Annotated in this window: 24 protein-coding genes, 1 tRNA gene and 1 pseudogene; 14 read left to right on the forward strand and 12 right to left on the reverse strand. The window is 58.5% G+C overall.

Going from position 1 to position 23,981, the window contains the following annotated elements; all coding sequences use genetic code 11:
* Position 1 precedes the first annotated feature (1 nt).
* From AC07VO_RS20960 to panB, 3 genes are read left to right on the forward strand one after another with little or no spacing between them, the layout of a single operon-like run.
* Positions 2-1,258, forward strand: a complete 1,257-nt coding sequence (locus AC07VO_RS20960; protein ID WP_082920821.1) for a methylaspartate mutase — start codon at positions 2-4, stop codon at positions 1,256-1,258.
* Positions 1,239-2,492: an ATP-grasp domain-containing protein gene (locus tag AC07VO_RS20965; RefSeq protein ID WP_018929557.1), complete on the forward strand. Its 1,254-nt coding sequence runs from the start codon at positions 1,239-1,241 to the stop codon at positions 2,490-2,492. The genes AC07VO_RS20960 and AC07VO_RS20965 overlap by 20 nt, the downstream gene beginning before the upstream one ends.
* A 49-nt stretch (positions 2,493-2,541) precedes the next feature.
* A complete protein-coding gene (panB, locus tag AC07VO_RS20970) occupies positions 2,542-3,357 on the forward strand; it encodes a 3-methyl-2-oxobutanoate hydroxymethyltransferase (RefSeq protein ID WP_018929558.1) in 816 nt (271 codons plus the stop codon).
* Between the two features lie 6 nt (positions 3,358-3,363).
* On the opposite strand, the gene AC07VO_RS20975 is transcribed toward panB, so the two are convergent.
* Positions 3,364-4,764, reverse strand: a complete 1,401-nt coding sequence (locus AC07VO_RS20975) for an aminotransferase-like domain-containing protein (RefSeq protein ID WP_018929559.1) — start codon at positions 4,762-4,764, stop codon at positions 3,364-3,366.
* 697 nt (positions 4,765-5,461) lie between these two features.
* On the opposite strand from AC07VO_RS20975, the gene AC07VO_RS20980 reads away from it, so the two are divergent.
* The 5 genes and pseudogenes from AC07VO_RS20980 to AC07VO_RS21000 all read left to right on the forward strand — a co-directional run bounded on the left by AC07VO_RS20980 (position 5,462) and on the right by AC07VO_RS21000 (position 8,478).
* Positions 5,462-5,626: a hypothetical protein gene (locus AC07VO_RS20980; RefSeq protein WP_173861160.1), complete on the forward strand. Its 165-nt coding sequence runs from the start codon at positions 5,462-5,464 to the stop codon at positions 5,624-5,626.
* A 103-nt stretch (positions 5,627-5,729) separates the two neighbouring features.
* Positions 5,730-6,017: a putative quinol monooxygenase gene (locus tag AC07VO_RS20985; RefSeq protein ID WP_018929562.1), complete on the forward strand. Its 288-nt coding sequence runs from the start codon at positions 5,730-5,732 to the stop codon at positions 6,015-6,017.
* Between the two features lie 218 nt (positions 6,018-6,235).
* Complete coding sequence (locus tag AC07VO_RS20990) at positions 6,236-7,123, forward strand: helix-turn-helix domain-containing protein (RefSeq protein WP_086946017.1); 888 nt, start codon at positions 6,236-6,238, stop codon at positions 7,121-7,123.
* Positions 7,124-7,381: 258 nt separating this feature from the next.
* Positions 7,382-7,703 (forward strand): annotated as a pseudogene (locus tag AC07VO_RS20995) (LysE family translocator); the annotation flags it as partial.
* 151 nt (positions 7,704-7,854) lie between these two features.
* Entirely contained in the window at positions 7,855-8,478 is a 624-nt protein-coding gene (locus tag AC07VO_RS21000; protein ID WP_086946018.1) for a glutathione S-transferase family protein, read from the forward strand.
* A 242-nt stretch (positions 8,479-8,720) separates the two neighbouring features.
* Here the strand turns inward: AC07VO_RS21000 and ychF are convergent, their stop codons facing one another.
* The 8 genes from ychF to AC07VO_RS21040 all read right to left on the reverse strand — a co-directional run bounded on the left by ychF (position 8,721) and on the right by AC07VO_RS21040 (position 15,640).
* The gene (gene ychF, locus AC07VO_RS21005) at positions 8,721-9,821 is read right to left on the reverse strand and encodes a redox-regulated ATPase YchF (protein ID WP_018929566.1); all 1,101 of its coding nucleotides are present in this window, start codon (positions 9,819-9,821) and stop codon (positions 8,721-8,723) included.
* A gap of 22 nt (positions 9,822-9,843) precedes the next feature.
* Positions 9,844-10,428, reverse strand: a complete 585-nt coding sequence (pth, locus tag AC07VO_RS21010) for an aminoacyl-tRNA hydrolase (RefSeq protein WP_008074178.1) — start codon at positions 10,426-10,428, stop codon at positions 9,844-9,846.
* A gap of 169 nt (positions 10,429-10,597) precedes the next feature.
* Positions 10,598-11,197 carry a 50S ribosomal protein L25/general stress protein Ctc gene (locus AC07VO_RS21015; RefSeq protein WP_018929567.1) on the reverse strand — a complete coding sequence of 200 codons (600 nt, stop codon included), beginning with the start codon at positions 11,195-11,197 and terminating at the stop codon, positions 10,598-10,600.
* A gap of 142 nt (positions 11,198-11,339) precedes the next feature.
* Positions 11,340-12,281 carry a ribose-phosphate pyrophosphokinase gene (locus AC07VO_RS21020; RefSeq protein WP_003171603.1) on the reverse strand — a complete coding sequence of 314 codons (942 nt, stop codon included), beginning with the start codon at positions 12,279-12,281 and terminating at the stop codon, positions 11,340-11,342.
* Positions 12,282-12,327: 46 nt separating this feature from the next.
* Positions 12,328-12,402 (reverse strand) — tRNA-Gln (locus AC07VO_RS21025).
* A gap of 37 nt (positions 12,403-12,439) precedes the next feature.
* Positions 12,440-13,291: a 4-(cytidine 5'-diphospho)-2-C-methyl-D-erythritol kinase gene (gene ispE, locus AC07VO_RS21030; RefSeq protein WP_064616180.1), complete on the reverse strand. Its 852-nt coding sequence runs from the start codon at positions 13,289-13,291 to the stop codon at positions 12,440-12,442.
* Positions 13,292-13,293: 2 nt separating this feature from the next.
* Complete coding sequence (lolB, locus tag AC07VO_RS21035) at positions 13,294-13,911, reverse strand: lipoprotein insertase outer membrane protein LolB (protein ID WP_018929569.1); 618 nt, start codon at positions 13,909-13,911, stop codon at positions 13,294-13,296.
* 4 nt (positions 13,912-13,915) lie between these two features.
* Positions 13,916-15,640, reverse strand: coding sequence for a tetratricopeptide repeat protein (locus tag AC07VO_RS21040; protein WP_086946020.1), 1,725 nt, complete (start codon positions 15,638-15,640; stop codon positions 13,916-13,918).
* A 234-nt stretch (positions 15,641-15,874) separates the two neighbouring features.
* Here AC07VO_RS21040 and hemA point away from each other — a divergent pair, with 234 nt between their 5' ends.
* From hemA to AC07VO_RS21070, 6 genes are all read left to right on the forward strand, one after another.
* Positions 15,875-17,164, forward strand: coding sequence for a glutamyl-tRNA reductase (gene hemA / locus AC07VO_RS21045; RefSeq protein ID WP_007939757.1), 1,290 nt, complete (start codon positions 15,875-15,877; stop codon positions 17,162-17,164).
* A complete protein-coding gene (gene prfA / locus AC07VO_RS21050) occupies positions 17,161-18,243 on the forward strand; it encodes a peptide chain release factor 1 (RefSeq protein WP_007939759.1) in 1,083 nt (360 codons plus the stop codon). The genes hemA and prfA overlap by 4 nt, the downstream gene beginning before the upstream one ends.
* On the forward strand, positions 18,244-19,074 hold the full coding sequence (gene prmC, locus AC07VO_RS21055) for a peptide chain release factor N(5)-glutamine methyltransferase (RefSeq protein ID WP_028939864.1): 831 nt from the start codon (positions 18,244-18,246) through the stop codon (positions 19,072-19,074).
* Positions 19,068-19,823 (forward strand): molybdopterin-synthase adenylyltransferase MoeB, encoded by a 756-nt coding sequence (locus AC07VO_RS21060; protein WP_018929574.1) that lies wholly within the window; start codon positions 19,068-19,070, stop codon positions 19,821-19,823. Before prmC ends, AC07VO_RS21060 begins: the two co-directional genes overlap by 7 nt.
* Positions 19,816-20,607 carry a glutamate racemase gene (gene murI / locus AC07VO_RS21065; protein WP_018929575.1) on the forward strand — a complete coding sequence of 264 codons (792 nt, stop codon included), beginning with the start codon at positions 19,816-19,818 and terminating at the stop codon, positions 20,605-20,607. Before AC07VO_RS21060 ends, murI begins: the two co-directional genes overlap by 8 nt.
* A 116-nt stretch (positions 20,608-20,723) precedes the next feature.
* Positions 20,724-21,242, forward strand: coding sequence for an acyloxyacyl hydrolase (locus AC07VO_RS21070; RefSeq protein WP_018929576.1), 519 nt, complete (start codon positions 20,724-20,726; stop codon positions 21,240-21,242).
* A 69-nt stretch (positions 21,243-21,311) separates the two neighbouring features.
* Here the strand turns inward: AC07VO_RS21070 and AC07VO_RS21075 are convergent, their stop codons facing one another.
* The 3 genes from AC07VO_RS21075 to phrB form a co-directional block, all read right to left on the reverse strand.
* Positions 21,312-21,617: a YkgJ family cysteine cluster protein gene (locus AC07VO_RS21075; protein WP_018929577.1), complete on the reverse strand. Its 306-nt coding sequence runs from the start codon at positions 21,615-21,617 to the stop codon at positions 21,312-21,314.
* A gap of 60 nt (positions 21,618-21,677) precedes the next feature.
* Entirely contained in the window at positions 21,678-22,451 is a 774-nt protein-coding gene (locus tag AC07VO_RS21080) for an SDR family NAD(P)-dependent oxidoreductase (RefSeq protein WP_026286680.1), read from the reverse strand.
* Positions 22,452-22,518: 67 nt separating this feature from the next.
* Positions 22,519-23,967: a deoxyribodipyrimidine photo-lyase gene (phrB, locus tag AC07VO_RS21085; RefSeq protein WP_086946021.1), complete on the reverse strand. Its 1,449-nt coding sequence runs from the start codon at positions 23,965-23,967 to the stop codon at positions 22,519-22,521.
* Positions 23,968-23,981: the final 14 nt, after the last annotated feature.

Raw genomic sequence — 23,981 nt, forward strand, 5'->3', positions numbered from 1 at the left:
GATGGACATGACAGGAGGTCATTTCCAGCGCTTCATCGAGCAGGCCCGGGAACGGCGCGAACTGGTGGTGCAACCACGCATGGGCTTCGGCGGACTGGCGCCGATGCGCGCCGGGTTGGCTGCAGTGGCCGGGTTGCCTTGCGCCACCATCGGAACCATCACCCTGGACAGCTACACCCGGGTCGGTGATTACCAGAGCGCGCTGCAGTGCCTGAACAGCGACAGCCCACTGAACGGTTTCCCGATCATCAGCCATCCGCTGGAAGCGGTGCGTGGCATGCTCGATGGGCTCTACGGCCCGTCGTTCCCGATCCAGGTCCGCCATGGCACCGCCCAACCGCAGCATGTTTTCAAGCGGTTGGCGGCCCTCGGACTCGACGCCACCGAAGGCGGCCCGGTGTCCTACTGCATGCCTTACAGCCGTTTGCCGCTGGCGCGGGCAGTCGAGGCTTGGGCGCAAAGTTGTCAGTTGCTGGCCGATGCCACTGCCCATGGTCATATCGAGAGCTTCGGCGGTTGTTTGCTGGGTCAGCTGTGCCCGCCGTCAATGCTGATCGCGATGACCTTGCTCGAGGCTTTGTTCTTTCGCCAGCAGGGCATTCGCAGCGTCTCGTTAAGCTACGCCCAAGGCACGTCCATGGCCCAGGATTTCGGAGCTTTGCAGGCCCTGCGCGAACTGGCTGCCGACTATCTGGACGGCGTCCATTGGCATGTCGTGGTGTATTCCTACATGGGGGTCTTTCCCTCCACCGGTCATGGTGCTCGCCGCCTGATCTATGACAGTGCGCGCCTGACCCAGGCTGCCGGCTGCGAGCGATTGATCGTCAAGACCGTTGCCGAATCCCGGCAGATTCCATCGGTCGCGGACAACCTCGAAGCCCTGGCAATGGCGGCCGAAGCCGCCGCGGGCGACGCACTGGAGATCGACCCGGTCAGTGAAGGCTATCGCCAGGAAGTGTTGTTCGAGGCACGGCAACTGGTGGAAAGCACGCTGGACCTGCACACCGATATTGGCGTCGCGTTACTCCAGGCTTTCGCCCGTGGGCGGCTCGACATTCCCTACTGCCTGCACCCCGACAACCCTGGCCGCGCCACGACCCGCATTGACGACCACGGTGCCTTGCGTTGGGGCAATGTCGGTGGCCTGCCGTTGCCCCAGAGCTGCGGTCTTTCTTCGATCGGACCGGGTATTACCTCGTCCGAATTGTTCCAGATGTTGCATTACACGGTGAACCGTTATGACCAACCCTTGCACTGACTCCACTTTGGCGCCGCTGATTCTGGTCGACGCCTATTCCACCGGCGCTCTGCTGGCCCAGGCTTTGGCGGAGCATCGCCCACTGCTGCATGTGCGTTCACGCAACGACATGCCACCGGCCTTTGCCGCGAGTTGCCCGCAGACACTGTTCCGCGTGCACTACGGCGTGCATGAGGAAGGCCTTGAACCGTTGCTGGAAAAGCTCGCGGCCCAAGCGCCAGCGGCGGTGTTGACCGGCAGCGAATTCGGTGTCGAATTGGCGGATTTGCTGGCCGCCCGTCTCGGCCTGCCCGGTAATGATCCCGAATACTCTGCCGCCCGTCGTGACAAATCACTGATGGCCGAACAGGTCGCTGCTGCCGGATTGCCGGTGGCTGCGCAACTGCGTACCGCCTCCAGCGCAGAGGCTCTGGCCTGGTTCCAGGCTCGTGGCGAATCGACGGTGGTGGTCAAGCCACTGGACAGTGCGGGCTCCGATAATGTGTTCATCTGTCACGATGCCGCTCAACTGCATGCGGCCATCGACTGCATTCTCGGCGCTACTAACCTGATGATGCGCAGCAACCGGGCGCTGTTGTTGCAGGAATACCTGGAAGGCGACGAGTACGTTATCAACAGTGTCAGTCATCAGGGCGAGCACTGGATCACTGATGTCTGGAAATGCACCAAGACGTTGAGCGCCGACGGTCGCAAGATCTATGACCGTGAAGACCTGCTGCCCGCCGATGCGCCGGAGCTTGATGGGCTGATCGATTACGTCGAAGGCGTGCTCGATGCCTTGGCCATCACCCACGGTCCGGCCCATACCGAAGTGATCCTCACGACTCGCGGCCCGCGCCTGCTGGAAACCGGTGCCCGTCTTTCCGGGCTGGCCAACCCACCGGCGCTGCAAGCGGCGACTGGCAACGACCAGGTCGCGCTGACCTGCACCAGCTATCTGGAGCCGGCCCGACTGGCATCGTTTCCCAAGCGCTATCGCTTGCAGCAGCACGCCCGCGGACTAAACCTGATCGCCCGCCATAGCGGCGTCTTCGCCCAACTCGATGTACGCAAGCGCCTGGAGGCTCTGCCGAGCTTTTACAACGCGCGCTTTCGTTTTACCGAAGGTCGCCCAAAAACGCCGACCATCGACCTCAACAGCTCGCCGGGTGCCGTATTCCTGGTGCACCCGAGCGCCGACAGAATCCGCCAGGACCATGAAACCTGGCGTGAATGGGAGAAAGACTGGTTGTAGTGACAGACGCCCCATCCCCGGGGTTTTCAATCATCACAGGAAGACACTTATGAGCGCTCATACCCGTACTAAACGATTGACGGTTCCGCAACTGGTCGCGATGAAGGGCCAACAGAAAATCGTATCCCTTACGGCGTACTCCAGCTCTATTGCCAGGTTGATAGACCCAATCGTCGATTTCATTCTGGTCGGTGACTCTACTGCTATGGTCGGCTATGGTCGGGCCTCGACGCTGAGTATGCAGCTCGAAGAAATCATCGGACACACCCGGGCCGTGGTCGACAGCACGCGCCTGTCTTGCGTCATCGCCGACATGCCTTTCGGCAGCTATCAGGAATCTAACGAACAGGCCTTTCGCAATTGCGCGCAGGTCCTGGCGCGCACCGGTTGCGATGCCGTCAAGCTGGAAGCCAACAAGGCCTTGGCGGGTACCGTCGAGTTTCTGGTGGCACGCGGTATTCCGGTCATGGCCCACGTCGGGCTGATGCCGCAGTTCGTCAATGTCATGGGAGGGTTCAAGGCCCAGGGCCTGACCGCCGAAGCCGGTGCGATGATTGCCGAGGACGCTCGGGCCAACCTCGAAGCCGGTGCCTTCAGTCTGCTGCTCGAGGGGGTGGCCGAAGGCGTGGCCCGGCAAATTACCCTGGATTCGAAAATGCCCACCATCGGCATTGGCGCCTCACCGGCCTGTGACGGCCAGGTGCTGGTGACCGAGGACGTGCTGGGTCTGGGCGGTGAACAGGTGCCGCGCTTCGTCAAGCAGTACGCTGATGTCGGCGCGGTGATTCGCGGCGCTTGTGAGCGTTTTGCCGAAGAGGTGCGCGATGGCCGCTTCCCTGAATCGCGGCATTGCTATGGGCTCTAGGCATAGCTATGGTTCTTCGCTGATAGCCTGGGCCAGTTTCTTCAGGGCCAGGGGAATATCCTTGCTCCAGTCGAGGGTGTAGCTCAGGCGCACGTGATGCCGCCAGGCCCCCTGCTGGCTGAATATTTCCCCGGGGGCGATAACGATGCGCTGGGCCAGCAAGCGCTCGAACACCCGCCGCATGTCCACCGAGTGTCTGGCCTCGAGCCAGAAGGTCGCTCCGCCTTGCGGGGCGACAACCCGTAACTGGCCATCGCCGTGCGCCTCCAGCAAGGCCTCCATCCGTTTCATCCGGTCCAGCAGCATGGCCCGCAGCACCATTAGATGCTGGTCGATGCGCTTGGAGCTGAAGAGTTTGGCGATCGCTTTCTGACGGATCGGCGACAGACGAAATGCCCGTTCCAGAAATAGCCGATGCAACTGAGGCCCGTGTCGGCGACACAGTACATAACCATAGGGCGCTTCCGAGCCGATGATTTTGTCGAAGGTTGAGAACACCAGTAGCTTTTCCGGATCGGCAAAATCGCGATAGCGCGCGGGTTTGGGAGAGAAATAGAACTCGCCGTAGCTGTCGTTTTCGAACAGCCAGACATCCCGCTCCGCCAGCCAGCGACAGATTTGCTGTTTATCCTGCGCCGGCATCAGCTTGCCTTGGGGAATATTCACGGTCGACGACAGCACCGCCAGTCGAATGGGCTCACGCCTGAGCAACTCACTGAGCGTGGACAGATCGAAGCGTCCATCCTCGCCGAGCGGGACTTCGATCACGCGAATCTTTGCTGCCTGCAGCTGACGCAGGATCGCCCATGAGCAAGGCGACTCCACCAGCGCCACAGTGCCCCCCAGATTCAAGGCGCTGAGGGACAATTCCAGCACACTGCGCAGGTCCGAGCCGATAAACACGTGCTCGGCCTGCCAGTAGCTGTGAGTGGAACGGGTGTAGCGGTCGGCCAGGGCGCCGCGTAACTCGGGCTCGCCGAACGGCTGATAGAGTGGCGCATGGGAGCGCGGGTATTGCCGGGCCAGTTCGCGCTCCATCATCAACAACGGGTTTTCCAGCGACAACAACATCGCCGGCGCGTCGCTGCTAAGGGCCAGCATCCCCGGCTGGCGCGCGTTGGAGAATACGCTGTCCAGCAGATTGGGCGAGCCCTCGTTCAATAAGGGGGCCGGCATCGCCTTGGTGAAATAACCGAACTTGGGTTTGGCATAGATCCGTCCCTCGTCTTCGAGAAGCGAATAGGCGTACTTGGTCGTCGACACCGACACATTCAGGCGCCGGGCCAGTTGCCGCAAGGACGGCAATTTCTGTTCACGTTCCGAATTGGCGGTTTCGATCAGCTCGACCAGATAGCGGTACACCGCCTGATAGGCGAAAGAGGCGTCTTTGGTTGTAACCAGGCTCACTTGTTGAAATTCCTGTGTGCCCACTGCACGAAAACGCTGGCGACCTGAAGCGGCAAGCCTGAGGTATGTTTTTCCAGGTGTTCAAGTCCGGCGATGATCTGGGACCTGATGGCAATGCCATCAAGCAAAACCAGGAGACACTCGAAAGGAAATGGCATGCTCTTCATCCCTGTAGTGATTGCCAATAAAACTATTCTTGCATAACTGGGCAGCGTTCCCGCGTTACCGGACAGGCTACGGATGGAGGATGGGGGGGGCCAATATGCAAAATCCCCGTATCAGCGAGTGATTACGGGGATTTTGTGTCTATCGAGGTCCGTGGAAAACCACGGTTCCTCTTTACACGTTAAACCGGAAGTCGAGGCTGCAGGGGCCGTGGCTGAAGGGATGTTTGCGCTGGAATCAGAAATATAGTCACCCCCGTATACACTTTAATGTTGGCTACTCTTTTTTCAGGTCTTGATGCGCGGTTTGTCCCGCTTCCTGTAGATAAGTCATCCAGAGAGTGAATCACGGACCCGTTCCCGCAGGCGGCGCATGCCATCGACCGTCGCGCAAGAAAAACGCAAGAGTGACTGGAATCGTGCATTTTTAATCATTTTTAATCATTTTCATTTTTTAACTATATATATAGTAGTTGCTTCCAGAGCGAATTCTTTACGCCATATCGAATCTGCACCAAAAAGGAATTTACATAATGATCTCTAACGAAAGAGGGTTTTGGGCTAGCGCTGTGCGTCATGTGAAAGGAAAAGATTTTATTGATGCAGTCCAGGTCAAGCAATGGATCAAGAACTTAGTGGTTTCGCTGGTCGGCTTGGCCATGTTAGATGCGGGAACGGAACAGCAAATGAAAGCCTGAACATTCTTTTCGTATCCTGCGCATTTTGTTTGGCCGCCTCGTCAATCTACGGTTCCTGTAATCGACGATGTATTTTGTATTCAAATCCAACTGGAGAAGTAATATGTCCGTCAATCTCGTCATCAGCTTTAATGTAAAAGAAGAAAAGCTGCAATCGTTCAAGGACATCATGAACGACGTGAAGATCAATCTGCCGAAGGTGGACGGTTGCCAAACGGTCAAGATCCTCAACCACTTGGAGGATCCACTCGCGTTCACGCTAGTGGAAGCCTGGGATTCGCGTGAAATGCACGGCACCCACGTCGACCAGATGATCTCGAGCGGTCAGTGGAGCGTCATCGTCGAGCATCTGAGCAGTGCACCGGTCAGCGGCTACTTCAGCGAAGTTTGATGCCGTAACGTCAGCGGCAGGGCGCGTGCGGCGAGTCCGGCTGCGCCTCCGGCGCCATCTCGGGCATACACGCGCTATTTGCTGTTATGTATTTTCTGCTATTTTCCTGGATATCCTCTTCCGTCCCGAACGTCCTACACGCTTGGGTAGCAGCATGTCGCGCTGCTGGATACCGTCCTGTCCAAATGGGGCGGCCAATTTGTTGAGAAACCATAACAATGACACTCGAAGTAGTACCGGCGGCGCTTTATTCGATGCGCAACGTAAAGCCAATCCTCGCTGACGGTAGCTCGTCCATCCTCCATAAAACGCTTGAAACGAACCTGGAAAACAAGGCGATCTATATCGCCACGCCGTTGATCGTCTACATCAAGCAGGGCAAGCAGATTATTCGCGACTATGACGCCATGGCCAATGTCGTCGACGAGAATCATTTGATTTTCCTCTCCAAAGGCATTTACACGGTATCGGACTACGTCACTGGCAGCGATATCTTCGAGGCGGTGCTGCTGTTTTTCGACGACAAGCTGATCGCCAAATACCTGTCGCGTGCGGCCGGCACAGGTAATTCGCATACGGACGTCCTGCAGAAAAACGTGCACGGCACTTATACCCTGCACGCCAATGAACAGATTCAGCGCTATATCGATTCGCTGAATTATGTCTACAAGGGCGCGGAGGGCTCCGACGCGCTGCTGGAATTGAAACTGCTCGAACTACTGCACCTGATCGCCATCCAGGACAAGTCCTTCCGTTTCCTGCGCGAGCTGTCCTGCGGCGGCAGCCGCAAACGCCGCCTCATCACCGACTTCATGGAGCAGTACTATTCGCACAAGCTGAAGATTGAAGATTATGCCCTGCTGACGGGACGCAGCGTGTCGACCTTTATCCGCGACTTCAGGCGCAGCTACAACACCACCCCGAACCGCTGGATCATCGAAAAAAAAGTCGACATCGCGCATCAGCTGTTGACGGCTAAAAATTATTCCGTCACCGACGCGGCTGCGGAGGTGGGATATGAAAATACCTCCCACTTCATCAAGGTCTACAAGCAACGGTACGGTGTCACGCCGAAGAAAGCCAAGACCTTCGCAGCAGAACTGTAGCGCGACAAGGCCCAAGCCCCCCGCTGCCGCGACAGGGTGTTGTTTGGCCTGTCACAACAGTCGGTTCCTGACCGAAAGCCCTCATCCATAATGCACGCGGCTGACTGCGTCAGAGTGTTTGGATGCGCTATTGGGGCAAGCCATTGCTCACGTTGAAGTCGAACGTATTCCAAGGGAGCGGATACCCAGTGCTGCGACCGCTGTATGACGTTTTGTCAGTCAATCTGTATCTAACGTTCCCCCTTTGACCACCCTACTATCGCAGCCTTGGTCTTGGCGGTTCCCTATGCGTATGACGCGCTACGACTCGGCTGCGCGCGCTATCTGCTCTACCTTGCCTGGCAAGCGGTCAAGTCCAACACGCCGACCACGGCAGCATGCTGGCGCAATACATCGTGCTTGGTTTTACACAGATCGTCATTAGCGTGAGCGTCAACGCGCTGATTGCCGTCATGGCTGGCGCCATCGTGACATTTCTCGCCAGCAGGCCCGTGTGGCAGATCGTGCAACGCTGGCTGATGGGGACGGGGACGGTCCTCGCGAGCTGGCCGTGCGCATGGCCGTAGAAGGGCGGCGCTGAACCGGGCTGTTTGCGGTTGGTGCGGCGCGTTAAACCTGCGTCACCCGGATTTGAGAGCGGCCCCTGTGCATCGCGCCAGGCGCACTAGAAAAAGATCCGAGTGGGTTATCGAAAGCCCCTGACCAACCACCCTGAACGATAAGGACATGAAATGTTGCGCATATTGGGTAAGGCATCGTCGATCAATGTACGAAAGGTGCTTTGGGCATGCGCCGAGATCGAAATCCCCTTTGAGCGAGAGGATTGGGGGGCTGGTTTCAAGTCGACGCGCACGCCCAAATTCATTTCGCTGAACCCCAACGCAACGGTGCCGGTGATCCTGGACGACGACTTCGTGCTCTGGGAGTCAAACTCGATCATTCGGTATTTGGCGTCTCGCTATAACGGAGGTCATTTTTACCCGGTCCAACCGAGAGCAAGAGCGCGGGTGGACCAATGGATAGACTGGCAAGCGTCGGACCTCAACAGATCGTGGACGTATGCCTTCATGTCGTTGGTCAGGCATTCGCCTGACCATCAGGACAGCAGAGCCTTGGCAGCCGCTTGCAGCCTGTGGTCAAGGCACATGGAGATCCTGAATCGACAACTCGAATCAACAGGAGCCTACATCAGTGAAGACGGGTTTTCTCTCGCAGACATACCGATAGGCCTGTCGGTTAACCGATGGTTTGAAACACCGCTCGATCATCCAGACTTTCCTGCTGTAAGTGCCTATTACGAACGGTTGAGTCGTCGACCTGGCTACCTCCTGCATGGAAGAAACGGGACTCCGTAATAGTTCAGCAGGGTGTCAGGCGGCGCCAGGGACATTTGTTCCCATTGCCTCCTCCACGGTCAACCGGCAGTTGCTGCAGTCGGCCAAGGGGGCGGTGGTCATGGCCGGCATGAACGCTGGTGTTCAGGCCGGTGGAGGCGCCGCAATCTACATGGGCTATCTGTTCTAGTCGCGCATAGCAGGTCGATATAACGCCCAAAAAAAAGCCGCGAATCAACGCGGCTTCTTCGATGCCAACAACGCTACACGTTGAAACGGAAGTGCATCACGTCGCCGTCTTTAACGATGTAGTCCTTGCCTTCCAGACGCCATTTACCGGCTTCTTTGGTGCCGGCTTCGCCCTTGTACTGGATGAAGTCGTCGTAGGCGATGACTTCGGCGCGGATGAAGCCTTTTTCGAAGTCGGTGTGGATCACGCCGGCGGCTTGCGGTGCGGTAGCACCGACGCGGACGGTCCAGGCACGGACTTCTTCGACACCGGCGGTGAAGTAGGTCTGCAGGTGCAGCATTTCGTAGCCGGCGCGGATTACGCGGTTCAGGCCAGGCTCTTCGAGGCCCAGGGCTTCGAGGAACATGTCTTTCTCTTCGCCATCTTCCAGTTCGGCGATTTCGGCTTCGATCTTGTTGCAGACCGGAACCACCACGGCGCCTTCTTCTTCGGCGATGGCCTTGACCACGTCCAGCAGCGGGTTGTTTTCGAAACCGTCTTCAGCGACGTTGGCGATGTACATGACCGGCTTGGTGGTCAGCAGGTGGAAACCGCGAATCACCTGCTTCTCATCGGTGCTCATGTTTTTCATCAGGCTGCGCGCAGGCTTGCCCAGGGTGAAGTGAGCGATCAGCTGCTCCAGCAGGCCTTTCTGGACCACTGCGTCCTTGTCACCGCCCTTGGCGTTACGAGCGACTTTCTGCAGCTGCTTCTCGCAGCTGTCGAGGTCGGCGAAGATCAGTTCCAGGTCGATGATTTCGATGTCGCGTTTCGGGTCGACGCTGTTGGAGACGTGAATCACGTTCTCGTCTTCGAAGCAGCGGACCACGTGGGCAATGGCATCGGTCTCGCGGATGTTGGCGAGGAACTTGTTGCCCAGGCCTTCACCTTTCGAGGCGCCGGCCACCAGGCCTGCGATGTCGACGAATTCCATGGTGGTCGGCAGGATACGCTTGGGCTTGACGATGGCCGCCAAGGCTTCCAGGCGCGGATCCGGCATCGGCACGATACCGCTGTTGGGCTCGATGGTGCAGAAGGGGAAGTTCTCGGCCGCGATCCCGGACTTGGTCAGGGCGTTGAACAGGGTGGACTTGCCGACGTTAGGCAGGCCGACGATGCCGCAATTGAATCCCATGGTGTTTCCCCTCGGGTAAGAGTCAGGCCTTCTGGCTGTGCAGGTTTTTCATCGCGCGGTTCCATTCCCCGGCGAGGATATCCGGCAGCACGCCGAGGGCAAAGTCGATGCTGGCATCGAGTTTTTCCTGTTCGGCGCGTGGCGCACGACCCAGGACGAAGTTTGAAACCATACTGGCAACGCCCGGGTGGCCAATGCCAAGCCGCAGGCGGTGAAAGGTATTCTGATTGCCCAGTTGCGCAATGATGTCGCGCAACCCGTTATGACCGCCATGGCCGCCGCCCTGTTTGAGCTTGGCAACGCCCGGAGGCAGGTCGAGTTCGTCATGCGCCACCAGAATTTCTTCCGGCTTTATGCGAAAGAAGCCGGCAAGTGCCGCTACGGCCTGGCCGCTGCGGTTCATGTAGGTGGTGGGAATCAGTAGACGAACATCCTGACCCTGGTGCGAATAGCGCCCGGTCAGGCCGAAATATTTGCGATCGGCCACAAGGTTGACACCCTGTGCCTGCGCGATGCGCTCAACAAAAAGGGCCCCTGCGTTATGCCGGGTCTGTTCGTATTCAGCGCCTGGATTTCCCAGGCCAACGATCAGTTTGATGGCAGTCACGATAGGGGCCCTTCCTTGAAGTGGTGGATAACATCGCCGCCATCAGGGAGTGCGGCGAAAGTGGACGACAAGTGCTCATTTACCATTATGTAAACTCCGCGTTCTCGCCCGCTTTCTCGCTACGCTCTAGTCCGCGATGTTTCCGGTCACTCCGGCGTACAGAGTGAAATTACTCTGCAGCGCCTTCTGCAGCTTCTGGAGCAACACGTGGAGCGTGAACGTTGGCAACAGCCAGGTCGTTACCGTGAGCCAGAGCAACAAATTCAACGCCTTTAGGAGCGCTGATGTCGGACAGGTGAATGATCGAGCCGACTTCGGCGTTAGCCAGGTCAACTTCGATGAATTCAGGCAGGTCTTTCGGCAGGCAGGACACTTCGATTTCAGCAACAACGTGCGAAATCTCGCCGCCTTTCTTCACCGGAGCAGCTTCGTTGATGAAGTGCACTGGAACGATAGCGGTCAGCTTTTGGCCAGCAACTACGCGTACGAAGTCAGCGTGCATCACGTGGCCTTTGGCCGGGTGACGCTGCAGAGCCTTGATGATTACGTTTTGCTTGGTGCCGCCAACGTTCAGCTCGATGATGTGGCTGTAAGCCGCTTCGTTTTCGAGCAGTTTGGCAACTTCTTTAGCCAGCATGCTGATGGATTCAGGGGCTTTTTCGCCACCGTAAACTACAGCTGGAACCAGGCTTGCGAGACGACGCAGGCGGCGGCTCGCACCTTTCCCCAGGTCGGAACGCACTTCAGCATTCAGAGTAAAATCGTTCATGTTGTATCTCCAAAATAACCACATTCGCCCCAGCGTTTGCGACCAGCGCTAAAGGCGATATGGGCAAAAAAGCCCCGCCCCGACATGAATGCCGGGGCGGGGCGCTTTTCGTCAACAGGATGTAATGAAAAGGGCAGGGCCCTTAACGGAACATCGCGCTGATCGATTCTTCATTGCTGATGCGGCGGACCGCCTCGGCAACTACCGGTGCGATATCCAGTTGGCGGATACGCGCACAGGCTTGTGCTGCAGCGGACAGCGGGATGGTGTTCGTCACCACCAGCTCGTCCAGCACGGAATTTTCAATGTTTTCGATCGCCCGACCCGACAGCACAGGGTGCGTGCAGTAGGCGAAAACCTTGGCAGCGCCATGCTCTTTCAAGGCCTTGGCCGCGTGACACAGAGTGCCGGCGGTATCGACCATGTCATCGACCAGAATACAGGTACGCCCTTCGACATCACCGATGATATGCATCACTTCAGAGTGATTGGCTTTCTCACGGCGTTTGTCGATGATCCCGAGATCCACGCCCAGGGATTTGGCAACAGCCCGTGCACGCACGACGCCGCCAATGTCCGGGGACACGATCATCAGGTTTTCGAAGCGCTGATCTTCAATGTCATCCACCAGTACCGGGGAGCCGTAGATGTTATCTACCGGAATATCGAAGAAACCCTGGATTTGGTCAGCATGCAGATCAACCGTGAGAACACGGTCGATGCCGACTACGGTAAGCATGTCAGCAACGACTTTCGCGCTGATAGCCACACGTGCGGAACGCGGACGGCGATCCTGACGGGCATAACCAAAGTAAGGAATAACAGCAGTGATACGAGTAGCCGAGGAGCGGCGGAAGGCATCAGCCATCACTACCAGTTCCATCAGGTTATCGTTGGTCGGAGCGCAAGTCGGCTGAATAATGAAGACATCCTTACCGCGGACGTTTTCATTGATCTCGGCTGTAATTTCGCCGTCGGAAAACTTACCGACAGAGATGTCACCGAGAGGGATATGCAGCTGACGTACGACACGCCGAGCCAGATCGGGGTTAGCGTTCCCCGTAAAGACCATCATCTTGGACACGCGCAGTACCTGAAGGCTGAGGGTAACCTGGATGAGTATAGGAAAATGGCAGGGGCGGCTGGATTCGAACCAACGCATGGCAGGATCAAAACCTGCTGCCTTACCGCTTGGCGACGCCCCTGTATCTGTTGCTACGAGTACCCAGTACCCGATTCCTTTTAGAGCAGACTTTGCAGCTTGCGATGCAACATCGAAACGTTGCTTCCTTTTGCTACAAACCCTGTAAGGGTCTCTGTAAGAAGGGCCGAGACTTTATCAGCTTCAGCTTTGCTTGGGAAGCCCCCAAACACACAACTTCCAGTTCCGGTGAGTTTTGCTTCGGTAAATTTACCTAGCAAATTCAAGGCGTTACGTACCTCTGGATAACGTCTTGCTACCACCGGTAAGCAGTCATTTCGACTGTTTCCCTTGGGAACGGGGCGCACTTTAATGGGAGGAGTGTTACGTGTCAACAGCGGATCTGAAAAAATTTCTGCTGTACTTACAGATACTTGCGGCACAAGCACCAGATACCACGGTTCCTCGGGTTCTACAGGCGTGAGTTTCTCCCCCACGCCCTCGGCGAAAGCCGCGTGGCCACGCACGAAAACCGGGACGTCGGCGCCAAGTGTCAGACCCAGCGCGGCCAGCCTGTCGTCATCCCAGCCCAGTTGCCAAAGATGATTGAGGCCCAGCAACGTGGTCGCCGCATTCGAACTGCCGCCACCGATTCCACCGCCCATGGGCAGGATTTTTTCGATCCAGATGTCGATGCCCAGCGAACAACCGGATTGCTCCTGGAGTTTTTTCGCGGCTTTGACAATCAGGTTGCTGTCGTGAGGGACGTCGGCGAATTCGGTGTGCAACCGAATCACGCCATCGTCGCGAACGGCGAAGGTGATTTCATCGCCGTAATCGAGAAACTGAAAAATCGTCTGCAACTCGTGGTAACCGTCTTCACGGCGGCCGAGGATATGCAGCATCAAGTTGAGTTTGGCGGGCGAGGGCAGAGTCAGGCGTGGGGCAGTCATCTTCACTGCCCCAGTTTGCGCGGTTGCCAGTCCTTGATCACCAGCGTGACATCAAGGTCGGTGCCGTGCAGTTTGATCCGCTCGGGCAGCCAATAGCCGTTTTGCTCGGCATAACTGAGGTACTCGACCTGCCAGCCATCCTGTTCGAGATTGGCCAGGCGGCTGTCGACGTCCAGGGTCAGACGACTTTTGCTGTCCGGGGCCGGGAGACCGCGAACCCACCACGCCAGATGGGACACCGGCAATTTCCAGCCCAGTTGCTCTTCGACCAGGGCTTCCGGAGTCGACGCGTCATAACGGCCCTGATTGGCCACTTCCAGCGAGACTTTGCCGGGGCGCCCGGTCAAGCGGGCCGCGCCGCGACCCAGCGGGCCGGAGAGGCGGATGTCGTAGTAATCCTGGCGTTGCAGCCAGAACAGGGTGCCGCTGCCCGAATCTTTTGGCGCGCGGATACCGATCTTGCCGTTGATCTGCCAGCCGTCGAGGCTGCTCAGTTGTTGTTTGTGCTCGCGCCATTGGGCCGGGTTACCGTGTCCCCCGACCGATTCACGGGCGCTGAAGCCCGCGCAACCGGCGAGCAGGGCGATGAAGCTGAAAACGATAATGTGGCGCAAAAACATAATTTTAAAGAGTCTCTGATCCGGTCAGGCGCTTGATGGTACTGCGCAGGGTAGGACTGTCGGGCTGCTCCTTGAGGAACTTGCTCCAGACTTGTTTGGCTTCGCGTTGTTTGCCATTGGCCCACAGGACTTCGCCCAGATGAGCGGCAACTTCCTGATCAGGGAAGCGCTCCAGTGCCTGGCGCAAATAGCGCTCGGCCTCATCGAGGTTGCCCAGGCGGAAATTCACCCAGCCGAGGCTGTCGAGAACGGCCGGGTCTTCCGGGTTCAACTGGTGCGCCTGTTCGATCAGGGCCTTGGCTTCGGCGTAACGCGTGGTGCGGTCGGACAGGGTGTAGCCGAGGGCATTCAACGCCATCGCATTGTCCGGGTCACGTTTGATGATCAGTCGCAGGTCTTTTTCCATCTGCGCCAGGTCATTACGTTTTTCCGCCTGCATGGCTCGGGTATACAGCAGATTCAAATCATCCGGGAATTTCTGCAGGGCTTGCTGCAAGACGTTCCAGGCCTTGTCGCCCTGTTTGTTGGCCGACAAGGTTTCGACTTCGATCAGGTACAACTGGATCGCATAATCGGGTTGCTCGTCGCGCTGGGCCGCCAGACGGCTTTGGGCTTCGGCGGTCCTGCCGTTGTTCATCAGAATATCGGCCTGACGCAATTGCGCTGGCAGGTAATCGTTGCCCGGCCTGACCTGGGCGTACTCGATCAGCGCGCCCTGGGGGTCGTTACGCTCTTCCGCGATACGCCCAAGGTTCAGATGCGCCGAGTCGACGTGGCTTTCCCTGGCGATCAAGTCTTCCAGATAACCTTTTGCCTCGTTCCAGGCCTTGGCTTCCAGGCAGACCAGAGCCAACGAATAACGCAGTTCGTCGTCTTCCGGGTATTGCTGCACCAGGCTCGAGAACTCGACCTTGGCGTCGTCCATGCGGTCCTGTTCGACCAGCGTGCGCGCGTAGGTCAGGCGCAGGCGTTTGTCGTCCGGGTATTTCTTGATGCTTTTTTGCAGTAACGGCAAGGCTTCACCGCCACGGTTGAGCCCTTGCAGCAGGCGCGCGCGCAGCAGAATCGGCGCTATTTCGCCTTCTTCCGGCGGGTTGTCTTCGAGCAGGGTCAGCGCGCCTTTGGCGTCGCCATCCTGTTGCAACAGCAAGGCCTTGCCGAAAATCAGCTGGTTGTTGTGCGGGTGGCGCTGCAACAAACGGTCAAAACCTTTCATCAGGCCGTTGCGGGTTTCCTGGTCGGTATCGGCCGCAGACAGGGCGAGGAAGTCGAAATGAGTGTCGCCTTTGCCTTGCAGGACTTTTTCCATATAAGCCATGGAGTCGTCGTAACGCCCGGCACGGGCGAGTTGCACGGCCGCCGCCCGTTGCGCCTCGAGATCGTTCGGGGCGTTTTTTGCCCAGATCAGCGAAGTGTCGAGGGCCGCTTGATCGGCGCCCAGGTATTCGGCAATGCGAAATGCCCGCTCGGAGATGCCCGGATCCTGGGTATTGATAGCCTGGGTCACGTAGTTGTCCAGGGCAATGTCGTAACGATTGCGCTGGCCAGCCAGTTCGGCGCTCAACAGGCTGAAGACAGTTTCTTCGCTGAACGAGCTGTAAACCTTGGGCTTTTCAGGCGCCGGAGTGCTGTCTTCGACCGGCGGCGTACCGTCCGACGAAACGGGTGCCAAGGCCTGGCAGCCGCTGAGGAAGACAAAAGCGAGGAGCAACGCGGAAGATCTATTCATATAGGAAGAGGACGACTAACCTGCGGTCGGATCATCATGACACAAGCCTTCGGCCAAACATAACCGCCCGGCCAATTTACCCGCATACGCAATCCCGGCAGGCCCGGTGCCGGTGTAAACGAGAACGGATCGCAGCTTCGGCAGCGTCAACCGGGACGATAGATATCGAGTGGTTGTTCTGGCTCTGTCGAAGTAGGACAATTGTCGGCTTCACGTCACCATCAGCGACCTTGAATGGCCTTCCTTGCACTCGGTATTAACCACAAGACTGCTTCAGTAGACGTCCGCGAGCGCGTGGCCTTTACCCCTGAGCAGCTGGTTGAGGCCTTGCAGCAGCTCTGCCGACTCACCGACAGCCGCGAAGCTGCGATCCTCTCCACCTGCAATCGCAGTGAACTGTATATAGAACAGGATCACCTTTCGGCTGACATCGTGCTGCGCTGGCTGGCCGATTATCATCATTTGAGCCTCGATGAGCTGCGTGCGAGCGCTTATGTGCATGAAGATGATGCGGCAGTTCGCCACATGATGCGGGTCGCCTCCGGGCTCGATTCGCTGGTGTTGGGTGAACCACAGATTCTCGGCCAGATGAAATCGGCCTACGCCGTGGCTCGCGAGGCGGGCACCATTGGTCCGCTACTCGGGCGTTTGTTCCAGGCCACGTTCAATGCGGCCAAACAGGTGCGAACCGACACCGCCATCGGTGAAAACCCGGTGTCCGTGGCGTTTGCCGCGGTCAGCCTGGCGAAACAGATTTTCAGTGATTTGCAACGCAGCCAGGCCTTGTTGATCGGCGCCGGCGAGACCATCACCCTGGTCGCCCGCCATCTGCATGAGCTGGGCGTGAAGCGAATCGTGGTCGCCAACCGCACCCTGGAGCGCGCAAGCACCCTGGCCGAGCAGTTTGGCGCCCATGCGGTGTTGCTCTCGGACATCCCGACAGAACTGGTGCGCAGCGACATCGTCATCAGCTCCACCGCCAGCCAGTTGCCTATTCTCGGTAAAGGCGCGGTGGAAAGCGCCTTGAAATTGCGTAAGCACAAGCCGATTTTCATGGTGGATATCGCAGTCCCTCGGGATATCGAGCCGGAAGTCGGCGAGTTGGATGACGTTTATCTGTATAGCGTCGACGATCTCCACGAAGTGGTCGCCGAAAACCTCAAGAGCCGTCAGGGCGCCGCTCAGGCGGCCGAAGAGATGGTGTCGGTCGGTGCCGAAGATTTCATGGTTCGCCTGCGCGAACTGGCGGCGGTGGATGTGCTCAAGGCTTATCGTCAACAAAGCGAGCGCCTGCGCGACGAAGAATTGCAGAAGGCCCAGCGTATGCTCGCCAACGGCAGCAGTGCCGAGGACGTGCTGGTGCAACTGGCCCGTGGGCTGACCAACAAACTCTTGCATGCCCCGAGCGTGCAATTGAAAAAGCTCTCTGCCGAAGGCCGCCTCGATGCGCTGGCCATGGCCCAGGAACTCTTTGCCCTCGGTGAGGGCTCATCGGATAGCTTTTCGGATAAGAAACCGCAATGAAAGCGTCACTGCTCAATAAGCTGGACATCCTCCAGGACCGTTTCGAGGAATTGACCGCCCTGCTTGGCGATGGCGAAGTCATTTCCGATCAGAACAAATTCCGCACCTATTCCAAGGAATACGCGGAGGTCGAGCCGATCGTCGACACCTATAAACAGCTGCTTAAAGTGCAGGGCGACCTCGAAGGCGCACAGGCACTGCTCAAGGACAGCGACCCGGACATGCGTGAAATGGCCGTGGAAGAAGTCCGCGAAGCCAAGGAACGATTGATCGAGCTCGAAGCCAGCCTGCAACGCATGCTGCTGCCCAAGGATCCGAACGACGGTCGTAACGTGTTCCTGGAAATCCGCGCGGGCACCGGTGGTGACGAGGCGGCGATTTTCTCCGGCGACCTGTTCCGCATGTATTCGCGTTACGCCGAGCGGCGTGGCTGGCGGGTAGAGATTCTCTCGGAGAACGAAGGCGAACACGGTGGCTATAAAGAAGTTATCGCCCGTGTCGAAGGCGAGAACGTCTACGGCAAACTGAAGTTCGAATCCGGTGCGCACCGTGTGCAGCGGGTTCCGGCCACTGAATCCCAAGGTCGCATCCACACCTCGGCCTGCACCGTGGCGGTATTGCCCGAGCCGGATGAGCAGGAAGCCATTGAGATCAACCCGGCGGATCTGCGGGTCGACACCTATCGCTCCTCCGGTGCCGGTGGTCAGCACGTCAACAAGACCGACTCGGCGATTCGTATCACGCACTTGCCGTCCGGTATTGTCGTCGAGTGCCAGGAAGAACGTTCCCAGCACAAGAACCGCGCCCGGGCGATGTCCTGGCTGTCGGCCAAGCTCAACGACCAGCAGACCAGTGCCGCGGCCAATGCCATCGCCAGCGAGCGTAAATTGCTGGTCGGTTCCGGTGACCGCTCCGAGCGGATCCGTACCTACAACTTCGCCCAGGGCCGGGTCACCGACCATCGGGTCAACCTGACACTGTATTCGCTCGACGAAATTCTTGCGGGCGGCGTGGATGCGGTGATCGAACCGTTGCTGGCCGAGTACCAGGCCGATCAATTGGCAGCGATAGGTGAGTAAATGACGATCATTGCCAGCTTGCTGCGCGCCGCCGATTTGCCTGATTCGCCCACCGCGCGTCTGGATGCCGAATTGCTGTTGGCGGCGGCCTTGGGCAAGTCCCGCAGCTTTCTGCACACCTGGCCTGAGCGTATCGTCCCGAGCGAAGCGGCACTGAAGTTTGCCGAGTATTTGCAGCGCCGCCGCAGCGGTGAGCCAGTGGCCTATATTCTGGGTCAGCAAGGCTTCTGGAAGCTCGACCTGGAAGTCGCGCCCCACACGCTGATTCCGCGTCCCGACACTGAATTGCTGGTGGAAGCGGCGTTGGAACTGTTGCCGGCCACCCCAGCCAAGGTGCTCGATCTGGGCACCGGCAGTGGTGCCATCGCCTTGGCGCTGGCCAGCGAGCGTCCGGCCTGGAAGGTCACCGCCGTGGATCGCGTGCTGGAAGCCGTAGCCCTGGCCGAGCGCAATCGTCAGCGCTTGAACCTGAACAATGCCACGGTGTTGAGCAGTCATTGGTTCAGTGCCCTGGAAGGCCAGCGTTTTCAACTGATCATCAGCAATCCGCCCTACATCGCTTCGACCGATCCGCATCTGGTAGAGGGCGACGTACGCTTTGAGCCGGCCAGTGCCTTGGTGGCGGGTGTCGATGGGCTCGACGATTTGCGTCTGATCGTCGCCCAGGCACCGGATTATCTTGAAGCGGGTGGCTGGTTGATGCTCGAACACGGTTACGATCAAGCCTGCGCAGTGTGCGATTTGCTGCTGACCCGCGGCTTTGAAGAAGTCCATAGCCGCACCGATCTGGGCGGTCACCAACGCATCAGTCTGGGGCGCTTGCCGTGCTGAATGATCAGGAATTGCTGCGATACAGCCGGCAGATTCTGCTGCAACACGTCGACATCGACGGCCAGTTACGGCTCAAGGAAAGCCGTGTGCTGATTATCGGTCTCGGTGGCCTAGGTTCGCCGGTTGCGCTGTACCTGGCCGCGGCCGGTGTCGGTGAGTTGCATCTGGCGGACTTCGACACGGTCGACCTGACCAATCTGCAACGCCAGATCGTTCATGACACCGACAGCGTCGGCCTGAGCAAGGTCGATTCGGCGATCCGTCGCCTGACCGCGATCAATCCAGAGATTCAGCTGATCGCCCATCGCACTGCATTGGACGAGGATTCGCTGGCCGCCGCTGTTGCCGCGGTGGATCTGGTGCTGGACTGTTCCGACAATTTTTCCACCCGCGAGGCGGTCAACGCTGCGTGTGTGGCCGCGCGCAAGCCGCTGGTCAGCGGTGCGGCGATTCGTCTGGAAGGGCAATTGTCGGTGTTCGACCCGCGTCGTCCAGAGAGCCCGTGCTACCACTGTTTATACGGGCACGGCAGCGAGGCCGAGTTGACCTGCAGCGAGGCGGGCGTCGTCGGTCCTTTGGTCGGGTTGGTCGGCAGCCTCCAGGCACTGGAAGCGCTGAAACTGCTGGTGGGGTTCGGCGAGCCGCTGGTGGGGCGCCTGTTATTGATCGATGCCTTGGGCTCACGCTTCCGTGAATTGCGGGTCAAGCGTGATCCGGGCTGCAGCGTCTGCGGGTCGCGCCATGCGTGAAGCGCCGATTGCTGTGTTCGATTCCGGCGTCGGTGGACTCTCCGTGCTGGCCGAGATCCAGCAGTTGCTGCCCAACGAGTCTCTGTTGTACTTCGGCGATTGCGGGAATATTCCCTACGGCGAGAAAACCCCGGCATTCATCCGCCAGCGTTGCAGTGTCATGGCGCAGTTCTTTCAGCAGCAAGGCGCCAAGGCGCTGGTGCTGGCTTGCAACACCGCGACGGTGGCCGGTGTTGCGGACTTGCGGCGCGATTACCCCGAGTGGCCTATCGTCGGCATGGAGCCTGCGGTCAAACCGGCCGCTGCGGCGACGCGCAGCGGTGTGGTCGGCGTGCTCGCCACCACCGGTACTTTGCAGAGTGCCAAGTTTGCTGCCTTGCTCGATCGTTTCGCCACCGATGTACGGGTGATTACTCAGCCGTGCCCCGGGCTGGTGGAGCTGATTGAAAATGGCGATCTGCACAGCGAGACATTGCGTCAGTTGCTGCAAGGGTATGTCGAGCCGCTGCTGGCTGCAGGTGCAGATACGATCATTCTGGGCTGTACCCATTATCCCTTTTTAAAGCCACTGCTAAGGCAGATGCTCCCGCAAAGCATCAGCTTGATCGATACGGGTGCCGCTGTGGCGCGGCAGCTCCAGCGTCTGCTGGCCGAGCGTGAATTGCTGGCCGAGGGGCCTGCTCGCCCCGCACAGTTCTGGTCGAGTGCGGACCCAGAACATTTCAGAAATATCTTGCCGATCCTGTGGAATATGTCTGGGGTTGTGCGAAGCTTCGAAAAGTAGAGACGCGTAGCAAACGAATAATTGGGGTGAGCTTCTGATTAAACGGTGACTTCTATAGCTTTGTTTGTTTTGCAGCATAAAAATCATACTAAATTGTTCGGAAAAGGATGTTTCTAATGAAGCGACTATTCTGTTTGGCCGCGATTGCGACCGCATTGATGGGGCACAGTTTTACCGCGCAGGCGGCAGGGGTGGAGTTCGGGGTCGGCCAGACCAGCGATTCGACCATGACCTACCGACTGGGCATGCAGTTCGATTGGGACAAGAGCTGGTTGCAGAGTGATGTTGGCCGCTTGACCGGCTACTGGAGCGGCGCTTACACCTACTGGGAAGGCGACAAAACGGCGAGCAATCACAGTTTGTCGTTCTCGCCGGTACTGGTGTACGAGTTTGCCGGTCAGACCATCAAGCCCTACGTCGAAGCGGGTATCGGTATCGCGGTGTTTGCCAACACCGAATACGAAGATAACAAGCTCGGCAGTGCCTTTCAGTTCGAAGACCGTTTCGGGTTTGGTCTGCGCTTTGCCGGCGGACATGAAGTCGGGATTCGCGCCACCCACTACTCCAATGCCGGGATCAGTAACCCGAACGACGGTGTAGAAAGCTACGCATTGCATTACACGATGCCGTTGTAAGCCTGCAGTGTTTAGATGTGGGAGCTACCTGTGGCGGGGGCTCTCACATGGCATCGGGTGACTGCGATCTCACCGATACGCCGTCGCAATCCCCTGGCGTTCGGTGATGCATTCCGGTGCGCCCATTTCGAACTCCCGGCAGATCAGCGGACGCTTTTCATAGATGGTGCACATCATGCTGTTGCGATCCAGTGCGGCGCACCAGCCGTCATCCAGTCGCAGCATGACTTCACCACCCCAATCATCGGTATCGATAAAACGTTCGGGCACGCCGGTGTCAGTGATCAGCATCACTTCAAGCTGGCAGCAGCAGGCTGCGCAGGTTGAGCAGGTGACCGCAGGCTCGGCGACTTGCGTGTGGGGAATGGTTTTCATGGCGCGCAGTGTAAGGCAGTGGGCCCATGCTGTGTAAAAGGCCTGACAGACGCTCAGGCTTCACGGCAGATCCTCGATCGGCGGCTTGTTTCGCGCTTGTTCGTCGATTGCCAGTCCCGCCCGGTCGGGTTGTTGCGGCAGGGGCCAAAGAACAGGCATGAGCAGCTCCGGCAAGGAGCATTCCAGTGGACGATTCTTGATCATGTCGAGGAGGTATCGCGCGGCTTGGCCTGCCGACCAGTCGAGATGTATCGGGGCGCCGTCGTTCAGAGGCGTATCGATAAGCCCTGGGCTGACCACGGTCATTTCGATGTTTTCCGGCGTCATGTCGATGCGCAATGACTCGAATAGATGACGCAACCCGGCCTTTGAATCGCCATAGGATTCGGCCCACGGCAGGGGTAACCAGGTCACCGAACTGGCAATGCCCACCAGATGCGGCGCAGTGCCCGCCTGCAGCAAAGGCCGGGCGGCTGCGATGCAATAACTGCTGGCAAGCAAGTTGGTACGCATGATGTGCTCGATGATTGACGAATCGAGCTGATTGGCGTCGACGTATTCGCAGGTGCCTGCGTTAAGGATCATGGTGTCCAGAGAGCCCCATTCCTGCGCAATCTGCTCACCGATTTCGCGCACCCTTTGGCTGTTGGTCAAATCGCCCGCGACCACCAGCACTTGACCGGGATAGCGCTCAGACAGGGATATCAGTGATGCCACCGAGCGGGAGCTGGCCGCCAGATGAGCCCCGGTTTTCAGTATTTCTTCAGCCAGCACAGCACCAATACCGTTGCTGGCGCCGGTCAACCAGTATCGCCTTGGAGGTGTACGACTCATCCCAATCCCCTTATTTACCCAATATTTCCCTGGCTCAATTCCGTGTTCATGACGCAACGCTGCAGCATCAATTTAATGACGGTGGCGATAAACCCTGTCGTGATGGCAGGTTCTTGAACGCGTCTAGGGCCCGTTCACGGGAAGCACTCAGATTGACGATAGGCGACGGGTAGCCCCTCACACCGAACAATCCGCCGAGATTGGCCAGATTGTGCAGGTCTTTATTGTTCATTTCGTTGAGCTCCGGCAACCAGTGCTTGATGAACACCCCTTGTGCATCGAACTTTTCCGACTGGCTCAGCGGGTTGAAAATCCGGAAGTAGGGCGCCGAATCAGTGCCGGTGGACGAACTCCACTGCCAGCCACCATTGTTCGCCGCCAGGTCGCCATCAATCAGGTGCCGCATGAAGAAGCGCTCGCCTTCACGCCAGTCGATCAGCAGGTTCTTGGTCAGGAACATCGCCACCACCATGCGCAGACGGTTGTGCATCCAGCCGGTTTCCAGCAATTGGCGCATGGCGGCATCGATGATCGGCAGGCCAGTGCGGCCTTGCTGCCAGGCCTTGAGTTCTTGCGGGGCGTCACGCCAGACCAGGGCTTCGGTTTCCGGCCGGAAGGCGCGGTGCCGGGATACACGGGGGTAGCCCACCAATATGTGTTTGTAGAACTCGCGCCACAGCAGCTCGTTGATCCAGGTGATGGCGCCGACCTTGCCGCTTTCGAACTCGCCCTGATTGCTTCGCAACGCGGCGTGCAGGCACTGACGAGGGGAAATCACCCCGGCGGTGAGATAGGCCGAGAGCTGGCTGGTGCCGGGCTTTGCCGGGAAGTCGCGTTCGCTGTGGTAATAGTCGATCTGGGCGTCGACAAAGGTGTCGAGGCGGCGCCGGGCTTCGGTTTCACCGGCTGGCCAGAGGGCACGCAAGCTGTCGTTGGGAGAATCGAAACCCTCGACACGGGAGGGCGGTTCGTCGCTGCTGATATCCAATGGAGCCTGAAGGGCGGGTGCAGCGACCAATCCGGGCAATGAAGCGTGCAGGCGTTCGTAGCAGACCTTGCGAAACTGGCTGAAGACCTGGAAGTAGGTTCCGGTTCTGGTGAGCACGGTGCCTGGCTTGAACAGCAGCTGATCGAGGTGGCTGTAAAAGTCGATGCCCCGGGCTTTCAGCGCTTGGGCCACCGCCGCATCACGGCGGGTCTCATGAATGCCGTATTCCTCGTTGACGTGCACCGCGTCGATCTTCAGCTGCTGGCACAGTTCGAGCAGAACCTTGGGCGCTTCATCCCAGCGGGACGCCTGGCGAATCAGTAGCGGGATGTTCAGGGCGTCCAGCGCGCGTCGTAATTCGGCGAGGTTGCGCAACCAGAAGTCCACTTTGCACGGCGCGTCGTCGTGCGCAAGCCACTGCTGCGGGCTCGGCAAATACACCGCCACACACGGGCCACGGGCTGCGGCGGCCGAGAGGGCGGTGTTGTCGTGTAGACGCAGGTCGCTGCGCAGCCAGATCAATTGCATGGTCGTATCCGTAC

Source organism: Pseudomonas sp. GW821-FHT03E01 (assembly GCF_059420765.1).

Coding starts and splice junctions, on each gene's coding strand:
- phrB (WP_086946021.1), bottom strand. CDS start 23,967: ATGCAATTGATCTGGCTGCGCAGCGACCTGCGTCTACACGACAACACC.
- ychF (WP_018929566.1), bottom strand. CDS start 9,821: ATGGGATTCAATTGCGGCATCGTCGGCCTGCCTAACGTCGGCAAGTCC.
- prfA (WP_007939759.1), top strand. CDS start 17,161: ATGAAAGCGTCACTGCTCAATAAGCTGGACATCCTCCAGGACCGTTTC.
- hemA (WP_007939757.1), top strand. CDS start 15,875: ATGGCCTTCCTTGCACTCGGTATTAACCACAAGACTGCTTCAGTAGAC.
- AC07VO_RS20985 (WP_018929562.1), top strand. CDS start 5,730: ATGTCCGTCAATCTCGTCATCAGCTTTAATGTAAAAGAAGAAAAGCTG.
- AC07VO_RS21070 (WP_018929576.1), top strand. CDS start 20,724: ATGAAGCGACTATTCTGTTTGGCCGCGATTGCGACCGCATTGATGGGG.
- panB (WP_018929558.1), top strand. CDS start 2,542: ATGAGCGCTCATACCCGTACTAAACGATTGACGGTTCCGCAACTGGTC.
- murI (WP_018929575.1), top strand. CDS start 19,816: ATGCGTGAAGCGCCGATTGCTGTGTTCGATTCCGGCGTCGGTGGACTC.
- ispE (WP_064616180.1), bottom strand. CDS start 13,291: ATGACTGCCCCACGCCTGACTCTGCCCTCGCCCGCCAAACTCAACTTG.
- AC07VO_RS21075 (WP_018929577.1), bottom strand. CDS start 21,617: ATGAAAACCATTCCCCACACGCAAGTCGCCGAGCCTGCGGTCACCTGC.
- AC07VO_RS20990 (WP_086946017.1), top strand. CDS start 6,236: ATGACACTCGAAGTAGTACCGGCGGCGCTTTATTCGATGCGCAACGTA.
- prmC (WP_028939864.1), top strand. CDS start 18,244: ATGACGATCATTGCCAGCTTGCTGCGCGCCGCCGATTTGCCTGATTCG.
- AC07VO_RS21080 (WP_026286680.1), bottom strand. CDS start 22,451: ATGAGTCGTACACCTCCAAGGCGATACTGGTTGACCGGCGCCAGCAAC.
- AC07VO_RS21000 (WP_086946018.1), top strand. CDS start 7,855: ATGTTGCGCATATTGGGTAAGGCATCGTCGATCAATGTACGAAAGGTG.
- AC07VO_RS20960 (WP_082920821.1), top strand. CDS start 2: ATGGACATGACAGGAGGTCATTTCCAGCGCTTCATCGAGCAGGCCCGG.
- AC07VO_RS21015 (WP_018929567.1), bottom strand. CDS start 11,197: ATGAACGATTTTACTCTGAATGCTGAAGTGCGTTCCGACCTGGGGAAA.
- AC07VO_RS20980 (WP_173861160.1), top strand. CDS start 5,462: ATGATCTCTAACGAAAGAGGGTTTTGGGCTAGCGCTGTGCGTCATGTG.
- AC07VO_RS20965 (WP_018929557.1), top strand. CDS start 1,239: ATGACCAACCCTTGCACTGACTCCACTTTGGCGCCGCTGATTCTGGTC.
- lolB (WP_018929569.1), bottom strand. CDS start 13,911: ATGTTTTTGCGCCACATTATCGTTTTCAGCTTCATCGCCCTGCTCGCC.
- AC07VO_RS21040 (WP_086946020.1), bottom strand. CDS start 15,640: ATGAATAGATCTTCCGCGTTGCTCCTCGCTTTTGTCTTCCTCAGCGGC.